At 55.3% G+C, this 16,493-nt stretch carries 10 protein-coding genes; 4 read left to right on the top strand and 6 right to left on the bottom strand.

Going from position 1 to position 16,493, the window contains the following annotated elements; all coding sequences use genetic code 11:
- Nucleotides 1-104: 104 nt before the first annotated feature.
- On the top strand, nt 105-887 hold the full coding sequence (locus R9X49_RS13315) for a type IV toxin-antitoxin system AbiEi family antitoxin domain-containing protein (RefSeq protein WP_319848866.1): 783 nt from the start codon (nt 105-107) through the stop codon (nt 885-887).
- The gene (locus R9X49_RS13310; RefSeq protein ID WP_319848865.1) at nt 874-1,803 is read left to right on the top strand and encodes a nucleotidyl transferase AbiEii/AbiGii toxin family protein; all 930 of its coding nucleotides are present in this window, start codon (nt 874-876) and stop codon (nt 1,801-1,803) included. Before R9X49_RS13315 ends, R9X49_RS13310 begins: the two co-directional genes overlap by 14 nt.
- 286 nt (nt 1,804-2,089) lie before the next feature.
- Here the strand turns inward: R9X49_RS13310 and R9X49_RS13305 are convergent, their stop codons facing one another.
- On the bottom strand, nt 2,090-2,992 hold the full coding sequence (locus tag R9X49_RS13305; protein ID WP_319848864.1) for a LysR family transcriptional regulator: 903 nt from the start codon (nt 2,990-2,992) through the stop codon (nt 2,090-2,092).
- A 128-nt stretch (nt 2,993-3,120) separates the two neighbouring features.
- On the opposite strand from R9X49_RS13305, the gene R9X49_RS13300 reads away from it, so the two are divergent.
- The gene (locus R9X49_RS13300) at nt 3,121-3,384 is read left to right on the top strand and encodes a DUF2798 domain-containing protein (RefSeq protein WP_319848863.1); all 264 of its coding nucleotides are present in this window, start codon (nt 3,121-3,123) and stop codon (nt 3,382-3,384) included.
- A gap of 170 nt (nt 3,385-3,554) precedes the next feature.
- Here the strand turns inward: R9X49_RS13300 and phnP are convergent, their stop codons facing one another.
- From phnP to R9X49_RS13285, 3 genes are all read right to left on the bottom strand, one after another.
- Nucleotides 3,555-4,307 (bottom strand): phosphonate metabolism protein PhnP, encoded by a 753-nt coding sequence (gene phnP / locus R9X49_RS13295; protein ID WP_413775892.1) that lies wholly within the window; start codon nt 4,305-4,307, stop codon nt 3,555-3,557.
- A 71-nt stretch (nt 4,308-4,378) separates the two neighbouring features.
- Nucleotides 4,379-4,948 carry a ribose 1,5-bisphosphokinase gene (gene phnN / locus R9X49_RS13290; protein ID WP_319848861.1) on the bottom strand — a complete coding sequence of 190 codons (570 nt, stop codon included), beginning with the start codon at nt 4,946-4,948 and terminating at the stop codon, nt 4,379-4,381.
- Between the two features lie 2 nt (nt 4,949-4,950).
- On the bottom strand, nt 4,951-5,073 hold the full coding sequence (locus R9X49_RS13285; RefSeq protein WP_319848860.1) for a hypothetical protein: 123 nt from the start codon (nt 5,071-5,073) through the stop codon (nt 4,951-4,953).
- Between the two features lie 445 nt (nt 5,074-5,518).
- Here R9X49_RS13285 and R9X49_RS13280 point away from each other — a divergent pair, with 445 nt between their 5' ends.
- On the top strand, nt 5,519-7,600 hold the full coding sequence (locus R9X49_RS13280; RefSeq protein ID WP_319848859.1) for a DUF4034 domain-containing protein: 2,082 nt from the start codon (nt 5,519-5,521) through the stop codon (nt 7,598-7,600).
- Nucleotides 7,601-8,013: 413 nt separating this feature from the next.
- On the opposite strand, the gene R9X49_RS13275 is transcribed toward R9X49_RS13280, so the two are convergent.
- Together R9X49_RS13275 and R9X49_RS13270 are read right to left on the bottom strand one after the other, a co-directional pair.
- Nucleotides 8,014-10,128 carry an amino acid adenylation domain-containing protein gene (locus tag R9X49_RS13275; protein ID WP_319848858.1) on the bottom strand — a complete coding sequence of 705 codons (2,115 nt, stop codon included), beginning with the start codon at nt 10,126-10,128 and terminating at the stop codon, nt 8,014-8,016.
- On the bottom strand, nt 10,125-16,490 hold the full coding sequence (locus tag R9X49_RS13270) for a non-ribosomal peptide synthetase (protein ID WP_319848857.1): 6,366 nt from the start codon (nt 16,488-16,490) through the stop codon (nt 10,125-10,127). Before R9X49_RS13270 ends, R9X49_RS13275 begins: the two co-directional genes overlap by 4 nt.
- Nucleotides 16,491-16,493 lie beyond the last annotated feature (3 nt).

The raw sequence follows: 16,493 nt of genomic DNA, 5'->3' as shown, positions 1-16,493 counted from the left end.
AAAAGCGACATATATCAAAATAATCAAACTCAGTCTTGTTATGCAGAACGGACAAACCTAAGATGGTTTAATAATTTTCACAATTGTCTATTAAAAGGCGACATTTGACTAATTATCTAAACTGGCTAATGCAAAACACGCTGCCCGGTCAGGTGTTGCTCCAATCATGGCTTACCCGCAACGGCATAGATCGTAAGCTCTCTTACGTCTATGTCCAAAACGGCTGGCTCAGGCGGATCGCGCACGGCGTTTACTGCCGGACGGGCCGAGAACCGGATTGGGTAGATGCGGTTTACTGCCTGCAAACCCAATGGGAAAAACCAATACGGGTAGCAGGACTGACGAGCATTGCGCTACAAGGTTATTCCCACTATACCGAACTGGGTAAACCTCAAATCTGGCTCACGCTCCCGGCGTACATTACGCTACCGGTGTGGTTCGCCGCCTTTGAAAAATCCGCCACCTTTGTCGTTATCTACACATCAGGCCTGTCGGTTGATGTGATGCCATTCACGACAGAGCTAAAAATCGGCGACCGGCGATTGACTGGCAGCGTTCCAGAGCTTGCCGCGTATGAAATCGCCAGTGGCGTTCCCACACAAATATCATTTGAGCATGCCGATGCATTATTTCAGGGTCTACACCTTCTAAGCCCGCGTAGATTACAGGCGCTGCTTTCCACCAGTCGTTCGGTAAAAACCAACCGGGTGATGCTCTACCTTGCCCAGCGTAATGGGCATCCTTATTTTCAGTATCTCGATAAAAGTGGTATAGAAATAGGCGCTGGAAAGAGGCAAATTGTCCCCGGCGGCTGGCTGGAACCGGATTACCAAATCACCGTTCCCAGGGAATTTAAATCGAAAGGAATCGAAGATGGATCAGCGTGATATTTATGCCCAACAGGTCAGGCTATTAATGACTGCCCTGCCGCATGTAGCGAAAGAGCCCTGCTTCGCGCTGAAAGGCGGCACAGCTATCAATCTGTTTGTGCAGGATTTCCCTCGCCTATCAGTAGATATCGATCTGGTTTATCAAACCTTCATAGATCGTGATACCGATCTAGTCGCTATTGACGATGCCTTGATGCACATTACCGAATCGCTGAACGGCAGGCCGGGGATCACCGCAATTCGACAGGATAATAAAGCAGATGAAAAGCGCATCATCGTTAACACCGCTGATGCGCAGATAAAGATTGAAGTCAGCCCGGTTTGGCGTGGATTGCTGTTGCCTCCAGCAGAAATGCCAGTATGCGAGCAGGTGGAAATGGAATTCGGCTTTACCACTATGAATGTCGTTTCACTGGCAGATCTTTACGGCGGTAAAATCTGCGCTGCGCTCGATCGCCAGCATCCACGCGATCTGTTTGACGTGCTAAATATGCTGGAGAAACCGGGCCTCACACGTGAACTCTTTGATGGCTTTCTTTGCTATCTGGCTGGTCATCCCCGTCCCATCACCGAACTACTGGCACCAAACTGGGACATTGCACGTATCACCACACTGTACCAACAAGAATTTTCGGGTATGACGCAACAGGCAACGTCGCTGGAATCGCTTTTGTCAGTGACGATTTTACTGCCGCAAGCATTGAGATCTCACTTTACTGCTCAGGATAAACAGTTTTTACTGAGCTATAAGCAAAACACCCCTGACTGGTCGCTATATCGCTATCCTGATATTCAACATCTTCCCGCTATTCGTTGGAAACAGCATAATTTAGCGGCCTTACATGCTAAAAATCCGGCCAAATTTAGTGCGGCGGTAAGCAAGCTTGAGAAGGTTCTGGAACAGCGATTTTAGTTCGGACTCAGAGGAACTAGATTTAGCCGTCATGTTTAATCATCTCAACTGACGTCTGGAAACATCTCTAAAAACAATAAAAAACATCAGTTGAATCAATAAATTTATCACAATCATTTCGATGCATTATCTCGAAAAACCTATTCCAAAATGTGGATTTTTAGCCCTGTTATGTGTGGAACTACTCCACACATAACGACACTACAGGCCACTAACTCAAAGAAACCAGCCCAGCACTGAGCCTGCATTTAACTGTATTCACCCAGAAAATCACCACGTCCTCGTCTTAAATCTCAGCTTCTAAAAACGCGATAAATGCTCTTACCTTTGAATTCAGTGCAGAACGTTCATTGACACAGGCGTAAATATTCATCGGTAGAGACTCTACGTGGTTACCGTTACTGCGGTCTGAGCAGAACAAAGGCGTGAGTTTGCCACTGTCTATCAACGGCTGGGCAACAAAGCTTGCCAGACGGGTCACGCCGCCTCCGTTTGCGGCTATTTTTGCAATGATATCAATATCATCACTGATGAATTTAGGGTTAAGCTTCACGTTAACAGGTTGCCCGTTGACCATAAATGTCCAGGGAAGAAAACGTCCATCGGTGGGATAGCGGAAAACCAGGCAGGCGTGCTGGCTAAGTTCTTCGGGAGTCTGAGGGGTGCCCGCGCGATCCAGATAAGCCTGGGCCGCGCAGAAGACAAATGGCAGCGATGCGATTTTTCTGGCAATCAGTTGATCGTTCAGCTGTGCCTCGATGCGGATGCTGACGTCAACGCCTTCCAACCGATGGTTGACGTTGCGATCGGTACTAATCAGTTCGATATCAATATCGGGGAAAGACGCTTTGAAAGCCGGCATCAGTGGAGCGATAACGTACCGACCAAACGCGGCAGTCGTCGCGATGCAAAGCGGACCTTGCAGTTTGGTCTCACTCGCAGCAGCCTGCGAGGCGAGCTCGATATCATGTGGAATATGACGTACTTTCTCGAAATAGCGTTTACCGTTTTCGGTTAATGTCATGCTACGAGTGGTACGCGATATCAGGCGCACGCCCAAATGTGTCTCAAGCCGAGAAAGACTCTGGCTTACCGCCGCCGGACTCATACCTTTAGCTCGTGCCGCCGCCGCGATACTGCCGTTCTCCACCACGCGGATAAAATTGCTAATCAGCCCTAACACATCCATATTATCCCCAATGCTTGATTCGTTACTTTTATTTAATAATGATTAAAGCATAGCTGCTCTACTACCATCCTGGTTAGCTTGGTAGGTTAGCAACCGTTTCACTCACCGTTGTTAACCAGGATAACTTGATGACTAATGCTATTGCCAAAAATACCCCGCGATTCCGCTTCCCTAAGCGATCTTTACCCTACGTATTTGCTCTTTATATGGCGACCATCATGGCATTTCTGATGTGTCTGGTCATCATTCTGGCCGAATTTGGCATGGGGCCACATTACATGGAAAATGTGATGAATGCCTATCAGGTTGCCATGCCAGCCGCTTTTGTTTGCATACTGATTGTCCGCCCTATTGTGACCCGGCTGGTAGGATTGACTGTTCATGGTCACTGAGCCATTCAATACGCCATTTCGTTCTCTCACAGTAAGGCTTGCGATTCCGCTCACAGCGCCTCACCGACTATCAGGCTAAGTCATGCTCTAACACAAAACACTGCCATCATTATTGATGGCACCTCTATGTTATCTGTTCGCCTAAAACCGCTCGTCGACGATCCCCATCCCTACAGCCCCAACACCAGCCCGTCATACGCCGCATGGACGTTCTCAGGCAGCAGCGTCTGCGTTTGGAGCCAGCGATCCAGTTCGTGGCCGATGTGGGTCAGGTACAGTTGTTTGGGGTGTAGCTGAGTGAAGATTTCCAGCGCGCGGGTGACGTCATTGTGGTTGCGTGGTGGCGTCGTTTGGGGAGGGTGGCTGCAATCGACAATCGCATAGTCCAGCGTGTGGGATGAGAGAAATTGAGAGGTTTCATGCGGCAGGCCCATGGTGTCGGTCAGGTAGGCCAGCGCATGCGTCGGCGCCTGGATGAGGTAACCGTAGGTTAATTTGGAATGGATTAAGGGCACTGGCGTGATGATTATGCCGTCCAGCTCGAAGGGCTGGAAAGGTGTCAGAGGCGGTTGAAAATGCAGAATCCCTGGGTGCTTAAAGAGATCGTCGCAGCCCGCATCATCCGGGGGGCCAAAGACCGGAATGGGATCGCCGTAACCCCAGCGTAGGGGAAATAATCCCTGAACGTGATCCATATGATAGTGGGTCAGCAGAATATGCCGACGCGAATAAGGGAGCAGATACGGCGCGAGTTCGGGTAGTCCGGCATCAATCAGGATAATCCGGCCTTGTGTCGTGATGGCCGCACAGCAGGCACGGCGCCGTTTTTTTTCATCGCGCAGCGCCTGCTGACAGACTTCGCATTCACAGCCAAAGGCGGGAACCTGCTGCGCGCTACCGGTTCCCAGAAAGTGAAAAACGATCCCGTCACTATTTGCTGCCCTATTTGCTGCCATCGGTTTTCCTCTGCTCTCCAGTGCGCTTGCCGCTCGGCCTATCGTTCGCTGCGCGCCGCACAAACGCTGTCGAACGGCAGCAGCGACTGAAAGGTGGATAACGTGCGTTGCAGGTCGCCATCGTTGTTCAATAACACACAGTCGCTTTGTAAGCGGCTCTGTTCTTCTTCCGCCCGCTGCAATCGCGTGGCGATTTGCTGTTCGCTTTCCCGTCCTCTGGCGCATAACCGCTCTCGCAGTGTCGATGTAGAAACGGTCAGGCATATCGGAAACAGCGTGTTGCCGTAGCGCTCACGCGCCTGACTCAGGTAAGCCCGTGAGCCATTCACGATGACGTAGCTTCCCCGCTGGAGCCAACCATCAATCTCTATCCCGATACCATAGTGATACTGGTGCGCCCGCCAGTGGAGCGCGAAGAGACCAAGCTGCTGACGGTTCGCGAACTCCTCCGGGGTGAGTGCAATATGGTTCTCACCTTGTATTTCAGCGGGACGGGTAATGTACCGATGCGCCACCAGCAGACGAGGTAACGCCAACTGACGAATTGCCCACAGCAGGCTGTCTTTGCCTGCGCCGGAAGGCCCAATGAGGTAGATGAGTTTCGGCATGATCAGAATACCCGGACACCCTGACGCCACACGCGCATCAGTTTCATTTGCGGCGCCTGCCGCTTGACGAGCAACAGGTCGGCTCGCGGCAGATCGTAATCATTGCATTCATCCTCAGCGATCATGAATACAGTCTCCAGTATCCTCTGTCTTTCGCATTGTTGATGAGCTATATGACAGCCAGTAGGTTTTTAGCATCCATGAGGTCGTCGGTTCATCTGACAGTAGAATCGGATAATCATCAATAAGCCATCGCCAATAAACCTGCGTGCAATGATGCCCTTAAGGGGAACGTCATGCGTAAACCTCATTCACGGCATGCCAGATCATCATGGCTCTCAATCAGAGTAGCCCACAATTTCCCCTCTCCCTTCCCCCATTTACACCGTTTTAAACGGTTATTTACATTTATGTAAATATCGATGTCTATGTACTGATTTGTTGGTATAACGGTATTCATTATCAATGAGATACAGCACGGTTATCACCCAGAATTCTGCCCACACATGCTGCTGATAAAGCACGATGTTACCGGCGTTATGACTCAACAACAGCTTAAGAACTCACTCTATGACATCAATCTCTGAATCACTCACCGCATTGGTGAAGCGCCGCGCGCAGTTGCGCGAGATGCTCAACACGCATCAATTCGATGCACTTGATACCCTGCTGGAACAAGAACACCAGGTTTGGTTGGATGGCCCTAACCGGCCTTATACCTACAATTGGCACATTAATTCGCTCTTTGACCCAGCGGTATCGCATGTCGATCTCCTATCGCACTTGCAGGTGTGGGTTGCGGCCCACCCTGAGAGCTATCACGCCAATTATCTGATAGGGCAGTATTGGGAAGATGCCGCGGCGCGGATTCGTACCTCAAACGGTGGGCAATATGTAGAAGACGATCGCTGGATGGGAGCAGAACTGGCTCGCGATCTAGGCGTCGCGGCTTACCTGCGCGCCAGCACGTTACATCAGCGACCCGCCCTGGTCTTTTCGCGTCTGTTTCGTTTGACCTGCTATCTAGGTGAACCGCAGTGGTTAGGCGTATTGTTACAAGGCGGCGAACCACTAACCTACGCGCAGCGTCAGGCACAAGTTGAGCCTGCACTGTGGGAAGCAGGCCTACAGCATCTGCGTAATGAAGGTGCACAAGCGCTGGTTGAATTGCCTATCGCACTGCCCGCTTCGCTGCCAGCCAGAGAGGAGCACGAGTGGGAAGAGCCCATGAACTACTGGCTGCGTATCACCTTAGCCGTTCGTCCACAGGACTTAGCCGTTCGCGAAGAGTGCGTTTACTTCCTGTATCCACGCTGGGGTGGTAGCCATGAGGCCATGACGCAATTTATTGATGGACCACCGTGTGAAGCCCTGACAGAGCCAGAGCGTAACAGCCTGCGCGTAACTCAGTGCTGGGACTACATTGGCTATGACGTACTTCTGCCTGATGCAGAGGACACCGAAAGCGTGGCCTACTGCCGGAAAACCTTTGACTGGTTGCTGACGCTTGAGCTTGATGCGGATGTTCGCGCGAAGGTACTACGCAAATATGCCAGCTTCCTCAGTACCTATGCACGAACGGACGAAAATGGCGATATTCACTGGAATAAAGTCGATATGCAGTTGGCCTATGACCTGATGGTTGAGGCCTGGCAGGTTGATCTCCCGGTATCACACCCGAATGAAGGCGCACTCGATACGCTAATAAGCTGTATCAATTTTGCCGGTATCGAAGATAGCTTCAATCTGATGCCAAAGCTTCTGGTGCGCTGCCAAACGTGGGCAGATTCAGCCTATGAAACCACTATCGCGGCGCTCGCCAGCAAGTTCGGTTTCTATGGCATTACTCAGGGCCAGTTCGACAGCGATGCCTTACTTGCTCGTTGCCGCACCATCGAGTCCGATGTCAATTTTGGTCAGGCCGCAGCCAACCTGTTCGAATCCGTTTCTGAAGAAGCAGGGGTCTTTCTGCTACACGAAGCGGCGGGCTGGGGCGAAGCCTCCTCAATGGCAACGCTGTCGGATTTATATTCCGGCCACCTTTCCCGCCGCAATGAACGCGATCCTTCTCCTTACGAAGATCAAGAAAAATCAGACTACTGGCAGGAGCGAGCAGCGGATGCAGGCAATGAGATTTGCCAGTACAACATTGCTTATTGCCTAATCAGAGATAATGAAACACTGTCGCCGGCACAGTACCAGCGCGCACGCGAACTGATGTTCGGCGTACTGCATCGCCCCAACGTGGGAAGAGCGGTGTGGACGCGTGCAGCAAGGGAATTGAGCACGCTGCTGCTGTTCAGCAACATCCCTGAAGATCAGGCGATCTGTGTGGATGTCGTGCTGCCTGAATTATGGAACGACGAAGATGATGCTAACCGTGACTATGCGGCAGGTTATTACGCGTATGCTTTCCGTAACGGCGCAGGCGTCGCCCAGAATAGCTATCTGGCCAAAGTGTGGATCGACCGCGCATTGGAAATCACCCCTGATAGCCAGTACAACCACGATCGTGCGAACGAAATCTATCAACGCAGCGGCATGCTAGGCGGCGTCCGCGCCAAAATGGGCTTCAACCGCGATAAAGCGCAAATGGATGCGCGTGGACGCGCCATCACGTTTGGCGATGAGGCTAATCAGGAGCACCAGTAAGTCACACTTCCCTCTCATCGTGCTGTTTTATATAAAAATAATATAGCGGCGAAACTGGGGTTGACCGTTACCCGGCGTAAGAAATTATGCTGAGGCGGGAACAGGTTTAGGATGAGCCGCATGGACGCGGCGAAAGCTTGCGCCACGTATGGAACGTGTCGCAAGCGGTCCGTTAAGCCTGATACCGACGAAGGCATCGCGCAGCGACATAATTTAGCCGGAAGCCAGGGTTCACAGGGCGACGGCAACTGAGCCGCCCTGTGCGGGCGCGTGCTACGGGGTAGCATGAGAATAGCAGTATTGTGGCGCACGAAACCGTCTCCGCGTTCACATAGAATGTGACTAAAAGGCCGCCTATCACGGTGAAATAACCGCATCATGTTATTGGGGCAGCAATACTGCCCCACTGACTATCAGACATCCGTCAAACGCTTGCGATCGACCTTACCGCTACCAGTTTTAGGCAGCTTATCGAGCACCACAATGCGTCCCGGCACCATGTAAGCCGGTAAGAACTGATGCAGCTGTTTGCGCAGCGCCAGTTTGGTCATCTCCGAGCCGGGTTTATACTCAACGTAGCCGACCAGCACCGCGTCATCCCCTTCCCCCTGAAGCTTGACGGCCGCATCCTGCACCTGTTCGATCCGCTTCAATTGCGCTTCGATCTCTCCTAATTCGATGCGAAATCCCCGTAATTTTACCTGATCGTCGAAGCGACCAAGATACTGATAACGATCGTCCGCCAGCAGCCGAACTTTATCGCCGGTGCGATACATTCGCTGCCCGGATTCCACCTGCTGAATAAAACGATCCTGCGTCAGATCGTCACGCTGCCAGTATCCGCTACTCAGCGCTTCACCGAGAATGCACAGTTCGCCGACCATCCCTTCCTCTAACGGATGGCGATCGTCATCGATCACCAGATGCTGATAGCCCGCCAGCGTGTTGCCCAACGCGACCGTATGCTGGTTCTCCAACGCGGCCCCGTCGATCTGCGCCATCTGCGACCAAATTGTCGCTTCGGTTGGTCCATAGCAATTCCACAACGTCCTGCAACGGCTAACCAGACGCTGCGCCAGTCGCAGATCCAGCGCTTCACCGCCGCACAGCGCGACCAAATCGGGTTTACCCTGCCAGCCCGCTTTGAACATCATGCGCCAAAACGCGGGCGTGGCCTGCAAGATGTTGATTTCCGGCCGAGCCTGCAAATACGCCGCGACCGCCTGCGGATCTTTGTATTCCTCGTGCGTGGTCAGGTGCTGCACGCCACCAACCCACAGCGGCGCAAACACTTCCAGCATGGAGATATCGAACGCCAGCGTGGTAATCAGCAACCAGTTAGCTTGATCCGTTAAAGCCAACCGTTCTACGCTGGCATGAATAAAGGTTTGCAGTGCCCGTTGACCAATCACAACACCTTTCGGTTTCCCCGTCGAACCGGAGGTAAACATCATGTAGGCCGCCGTTTCCACTCCACCGGTTCGTGCCAACTGTACGCTCGCGGTGGCATCGCTGGCGGCATACGGTAAATCGCCAAGGTTCAGGAGCGGGCAGTCAAATGCCAGCGAACCGCCGGTATAGCTGTCCTGTAAGACCGCCGCTAACGCCGCTTCCTGCTGAATCGCCTGTAGACGTTCCCCCGGAAAATCCGGCTCCAGCGGCACAAACGCCACCTGAGAAAACAGGCAGGCCAGCAGCGCCGCCACGGTGTCAGGCTGACGGCTAAGGTGCAACCCCACACGCTGACCAGCAGTGATACCCTGATCAGCCAGCACCTGTTGAATCAGCGCGACCCGTTGCAGTAATTCCCGATAGCTGATTTCACGTTCCTGAAAGCGAATGGCCACACGATCCTGCCGTTCTTCCTGAGCAAGACGCGCCAGCAGTTCATCGTGCAGGTCAGGCGTCGTCGCCCTGTGCGGTAGCGGCGCTACACACGGACTGAGGCGAATCTGCGCCAGATGCTCCCAACGCGGTGCCAGCAGCCCATCGAGTAGCTGCGTGAGATGGCGGGCAATACGCTGTAGCTGATGGTTATCGAACTGTCCGTCAGATGCCGTCAGAATTAATCGATTGTTCTGAACCTGTACGATCAACGCCACGCTTTGCGCCGCTTTTTGTACGACTACAGATAACGATGCCATATCCCCCACGATCAGCAGACTGCTAAACAGCGCATGCTGAGTTTCGGCTGCCGGAATCTCCGGCGCAGACTGCGGATCGCACGACGATCCCACTGCTGCGATCCAGTCGCAGACCAGACGATCGCGCTGGTGAAAATGCGCGATCAGCGGTCTTACGTGGTCAGGCAGATCGGATGTGACGAGCGCGGCACACACCTGCTCTTCACCGCTGTATTTGTACAGCAGCCAGCTCCACGCCCCACTCACCAGCGACGTGGGATACTGTCGGGACAGCTCACTGCTGTGGCGCTGTTCACCGTGCGCAGCCCCCGCCCGCTGCCCGAAGGCCGTGGGCTGCTGAATGTCTGCCAGTGGGTTCCCCACCGCTTCATTGCTCCCTGTCATGACAGCATTTCCTCATTGGCGGTAACCCTCGACTGTGCCAGATACTCGCTCAGCGCCTGCGGTGACGGGTAACGCTGCAAGAGCGCCACGCTCACCGGCTGCGCTAACGCGCGGCTCAATGCCTGTGCCAGCGCAATACGCTGGAGCGAATCAACACCGCTTTCACACAGCGTCTGTGACCAGAGGCCAGATTCACTGAGATGCAGCGCCTGCGCCCACACGCGCAACAGCGACTGGGCTAACGGCGTATCAGGCGAGCCAACGTGGTTAGCCAGCGCAGTTTCCTGCGTCGTGTCGAGTGCCGCCACGGCGACAGCCGTCTTATGATGCCCGATAATCTCGGCTGGCTGCTGTGGCGCGCTATTCACCAGCGCCACCACTTCGTCATGCCAGCGCATCAGCACCCGACGCGCCTGCGCACTGTCCAACACATCGGCATCAAACTCGAAGCGCAGCAGCATGCAACCCGCCTGCTCACGCACCACCAGATTCAGCGGCATCTCGACTTTTTCATAAGCAGCGGAGAATTCGGGAGATAACCGATGCGGTTCGTCAGCACGTTCACCTTGTTCCTCCTTTGCTCCGGGCCGATTTTCATTAACAGGATAGTTTTCATAAACGAACAGGCTATTGAACAGACGCGGGCGTCCGGCTGTCAGGGCAATCAGCGACTGCGTGGCATGCTGATTCATCGCCATCAGCTCATTCTGCAACTGCACCAGATGCTGTTGCAGCGATACCGGATGCTGCCAGCTTAGCGCCAGCGGCAGGCTATTGATGTACAGACCCACGCTGCTCGCTACATCGTCCACCGGGCTTTCCCTGCCCGACAGCACGTTGCCGACAATGCTGACTGCATCACCAGTCGAGCGCGCCAGCAGCCGGTGCCAGGCATATTGCGCAATAATGCTGTGGGTGACGCCCACCTCGCGGGCAAACGCGGTTAGCGTCGCCTGATCCTGTTCGTTCAGGCTCACGCCGGTGACCTGCGGTTCAACCTGCGTCAGGTGCTGGCTGAGATCGGCACGTTTCCCTGCCGCCGCAAACAGCACGGCCACATCGTTCGTCTGCGTCAGCAGCGGCTGCCGCTGCTGCCAGAAGGCATCGACAGCGGGCTGCTGCGCCACAGCGTGCAGCGCATAATCCACATAGGCGCGATCTACCTGAATCGCGGATGTTTCGCCGTGCATAAATGTTTCACCGCGCATTAGCAGCAAATAATCACGGTGCACCGCGCCCAGCAGCTGTGGGCCGCTCCAGCCGTCAATCACGCTGTGATGGCAACTCAAAAGCACGCGATAGTCCTGCTCGCCCAAACGGAAACAGGCAATGCGCAACAGCGGCGGCTGTGACAAATCAAATCCGGTGCGTAAATCCTGCTGGCGATAGCGTTCAATGACCGCCTGTGGATCAGCCTCCTGCGCGACATCCTGATAGTAGAAAGGCAGCTCTGCCTGCTTCACAATCACCTGTACGCTGGCCTGTTCGCTTTCCAGCGCGGCACGCAGTGCCGGGAACCGCTGAATCTGACGCTGCCAGGCCTGACGATAGCCTTCCACGTCCAGCGCCTGTGCATAGCGAACCGGCGTTTGCAGATGATAGGCATCGTCCTGCGGACAGCGCAGGCGGTGATACAGCATCGACTGCTGGAGCGAGGACAGCGGCAACAGCGTGTCGATGTCATAACGCTGCGACAGGCTATCGAGCTGTGTCTGGCTCAGCGTCACCGCCGGGAAGTCGCTGGGAGTAAATACAGTGCCGCGGCTCAGCTGGTCCAGACAGGCTGCTGTCAGCGCCCGCAGATTTTCAGTGAACCGCGCCATCAGGCGTTCGCTGTCACGCTGGTTAAGGCAACCCACCTGACGCAGCGTAAGCTGTCCGCCCGTAATACCACCGTGAAGACTGATAATCTCCACCGGTTTATTCTGCGGCGCGACACAGACTCCCGGCGCGACGTCCACCGGACGCCATGTACCAGCGGCATGAACCGACAGCCCGAGATAGTTGAACACAATCGGTGACAGCGTCAGCGAGTTGCCTTGAGGGTGATGGTAGCGCAGCGGATTAAACCCGACGCCTTTATCCGGCACCTGACGCAGCTGTTCCTTGCTGGATTTAATCAGGGAAGCCCAGTCAGCCCGATCTTGCAGACACACCGGATAGGTGCTGGTAAACCACCCTACCGTGCGGCTGACATCCAGCGTCGGATCAATCGCTTCGCGACCGTGCCCTTCCAGCATGATGCGTGCTTTGTCGCCCCAGCCGAGATCGTTTAACGTGCGGGTCAGCGCCGCCAGCAGCAAATCACTGACGTCGGTATTAAAGGCACGATTCGCCTCGCTCACCAGTTGGCCCGTGGTTTCCGCATCCAGCGTCAGAATCGCGGCGCTGGCATGACCCTGTGGATCCTTCGCTGCCAGTAGCGCCGTCTGATCCACACCATTTTCCTGCGCCTGCCAGTACGCCAGTTGTTCCGCATGCTGCGTAGCATAGTTATGCAGCGCCGTGCCCCACTGGCGATAGCTCGACGTTTTCGGCGCCAGCGCTTCGCCGAGGTACAGCCGCTCCAGATCGTCGACCAGAATGCGCCAGGACACGGCGTCAATCACCAGATGGTGGAAAGCGAGGAATACAGCCGTGTCCGCCTGCGGATGGTGCCGCACCAGCGCACACCCCATCGTTCTTCCCTGCGCGGGATCGAATTCACTCTGCAATGCGGTAAACGCCTGTTGCAGGCCGTCATCGCCAAGCTGACGATAATCCAGCGTCGCCACAACAGGGCAAGGCACATCCGTCAGATAGCGTTGCCCATCGGTATCACAGGCCAGACGCAGCGCGTCATGCTGCGCCATCAACGCCTGCAACATCGTGGTCAGGCGTTCGGTATCCACGTCAGGCAGTTGGATCATCGCCGCCTGATTCCAGTGCTCTGGGCGTACCAGCGGTTGTTCCATAAACCAGCGCTGAATCGGCAGCAGCGCAAATTCACCTTCCAACGTGCCCTGCTCCGCGACAATGCCTGTGTCACGGTTATTCTGCGCCAGCACGCGGCACAGACGCCGCACGCTCTTCGCTTCGAAAACGTCTTTCACCGTGCAGACATAGCCCGCGCTGCGCAGACGAGTGGTCAGTTGAATACTGAGAATGGAATCGCCGCCTAAGCGGAAGAAATCATCCTCAACGCCCAGCGGCGTATTCAGCACGCTGCGCCAAATTGCCAGTACATCCGCTTCCAGCGGGTTATCAGCTTCGCCGTCGCCTTCACTCACTTCCAGCACTGGCGGTAGCTGTTTCGTATTGAGTTTGCCGTTCGGCGTCAGCGGCATGTCTTCCAGCAGTATCAGTCGGAACGGCACCATGTATTCCGGCAGGAGCTTCGCGACATCAATCAGCACGGCGGCAGGTTCCGGCGTGCTGCTGCCCGCTTTCACCGTGCCATAGGCGACCAGCGCCGGACGGTTCCCCACCTGCGCCACGATGACTTTCACCTGCTTCAGAGACGGACAGACCGCCGCCAGCTGTGCCTCGATTTCACCCGGCTCAATGCGGTAGCCGCGTAGTTTGATCTGCTCATCAATACGGCCACAGTATTCATAGTCGCCGTTATTCAACAGTCTGGCCTTGTCACCCGTGCGATAAATGCGCAGCGTCGCTGTACCTTGTCCGGTATGGTTCACATCGTTCAGCGTGATGTGCTCAAAGCGACTGGCAGTCATCTGCGGCTGGTTGAGGTAGCCACGCGCCAGCCCAAGCCCCGCAAGACACAGCTCACCCGGCACGCCCGCCGGACACAGTTGTCCGGCTGCATCCAGAATCAGCGCCTGAATATGGGCAATGGGTTTCCCGATGGTGACAGGCTGACCTTTACGCAGGCGGGTGCTCAACGCGGTGACAGTACATTCCGTCGGCCCGTACATGTTGTACAGCGCGACCTTGTCGGCCCAGTTTTCCACCACGGCGTTCGGGCAGGCTTCGCCCCCCATGCCAATGGCTTGAATACCGTTAACCTGCTTCGGATCGAGAATCGACATCAGTGCCGTCGGCAGGATCAGGTGCGTCGCGCCCGCCTGTTCGGCCTGCACAATCGCTCGATCGTTGGGCTCGCCAAACGCCAGCGTGCCGCCGCTGCTCAGCGGCAGCAGCGTCGTCATGTTACCGGCATCAAAGGAGAGCGACATGCAGTTGAACATGGTGCTTTGCGGCGTGAACGCGATGCGATCGCGATGATCGTCCAACAGATTGATCAGCGAGCCGTGTTCGATCATGACCCCCTTCGGCAAGCCGGTCGATCCCGAGGTGTAGATCACCTGTGCCAGCTGCTGCGCGTGGCGCGGAATAGCCGGTGGTTCATCGCCCGGTAGATCGTGCCACTGCGCAACAACGGCCGGATCGGTCAGATCGATACACTGCTCGGCGGACCACTGCGCCAGCTGTTGCCTATCGCCGCCGAGAATCACGGCAAGATTGGCGTCGGTAATGATGTGGCGCAGCCGCTCTGGCGGATAATCGGGATCCAGCGGCACATAGGCGGCCCCCGCTTTCCAGACGGCCAGCAGCGCAATGACAAAATAGCGATCGCGCTTCGCCAGCACGCCAACCAGCGACTGTTCGCCCAGCCCCTGACGGTGCAGCCAGTGCGCCAGCTGATTCGACTGCCTGTTCAGCTCAGCGTACGTCAGCGTATCCGTGCACTGTTCGCCGTCAAAGGCTATCGCCAGTTGCTGAGGATCGCGCTGGGCGATGGCTTCAATCACGTCAGTTACCGTCAGCTGCGGCTGCGGATAGCTACGCGGCAGCTGCTGACTCTCCGCCAGCACGACAGCAAATCGCTCCGCTTCCATCAGCGGCAGATGCCAGACGTCGGTTTCCGGAGCCTCAACCACGGCTTCAATCAATCGGATGAAACGGTCGGCGTAATACTGGATCGTCTGGCGCTCAAACAGCGCGGTGGCAAACAGCCAGTCCAGCCGCACCTCGCCCATCAACTCCGTCACCTTGACCGAGATATCGGTCTTGGCGGGCAGCACCGGCGAGGTTTCTTCCGCTGCATCACAGCCGGGAATCAGATCGTTGAAATCCACTTTGGCCTGATACACCAGCATCACCTGGAAGATCGGGTTGATCGCGGTGGTACGATCGGAGCCGATTGCCTCGCTCAGTGCCTCAAAGCGGTAGAGCTGATGATCGAAAGCCGACAGATCCTGCTCGCGGCAATATTGCAGGTAATCGACAAAACTCTGGCTGTCCTGCAACTGGGTGCGCAGCACGATGGTGTTAACGAAGAAACCAACGACATCTTCGATATCCGGCCGCTCGCGGTAGGCCAGCGGCGAACCAATGACGATGTCTTTCTCACCGCTGATGCGCGCCAGCATCAGGGAAAACACCGCATGCAGGCCAATAAAGTTAGACGTATTGTAGCGCTGGCACAGGCGCTTGAATTTATCCCACAGATCGTTGTTGATCGCAGAGAAGATCACCTCACCACCGCTGTTCTGATGCGCCGGACGTGGTTTATCCAGCGGTAGGCTGTGTACTTCAGGGATCCCCGTCAGTCGCTCAACCCAGAACGGCTTGAATTCGTTGTGGTAATCCAGAAACGAGGCGGAATTGAACCAGTGTGCGTAATCGATATAGTTAAGCTGGGTCGGCTCGACAGGGTAAGGCTGGCGGTTTTGACAGGCCAGAAAAGCCGGTTTGAAGTCCGCAAACATATTCTTCACCGACCAGCCATCGGAAATAATATGGTGCTGGGTGATCATCAGAACGTGCACCCGTTCGCTCATTTTCACCAATCGCACGCGGGTGAGATCGCCCGCCGTGAGATCGAACGGCCGACTGATTTCCGCTTTCACCTGTTGCTGCAAGCGCGCTTCCCGTTCCGCTTCCGGCAGCAGCGAGAAGTCATCATGCTGTATCACAAACGGTTGATAGGCATCGATACGCTGTTCGCCCTTGCCCTGTTCATTGACTACAAAACGGGTGCGCAGGCTGGCGTGGCGCTGCGCCAGCGCGTCAAAGGCAAACTCCAGTGCAGCCACATCCAGCGTACCGGTCAGGCGAAAATAGACCGGCATATTGTAGAGGTGTGACTGCTCTTCGTACTGTTCGATAAACCACAGCCCGCTTTGCGATGACGACAGCGGGCCAGACGTGGCATTCTGCGGCGCAATAGGACGTTCAAACGCCTGCTGCGCCGTCAGGCAGCGCACAATGGCGTCTTTGTTTTCCTTGATCGTGCGCCCAATGTCTGCCGTGATCGCGTCTTTGCTGGACTGCGAAATCAGCTGTCCCTGTGCATTCAACGCCAGACGCACGCCCTGCCGCTCCAACTGCTTTAACAGCGTTACGATATCTTTCATGAC

It is taken from the genome of Pectobacterium carotovorum, assembly GCF_033898505.1.
GTDB classification, from domain to species: domain Bacteria; phylum Pseudomonadota; class Gammaproteobacteria; order Enterobacterales; family Enterobacteriaceae; genus Pectobacterium; species Pectobacterium carotovorum_J.
Note: the sequence above shows the minus strand (reverse complement) of the source record. Positions and strands in the feature narration are given on the sequence as shown.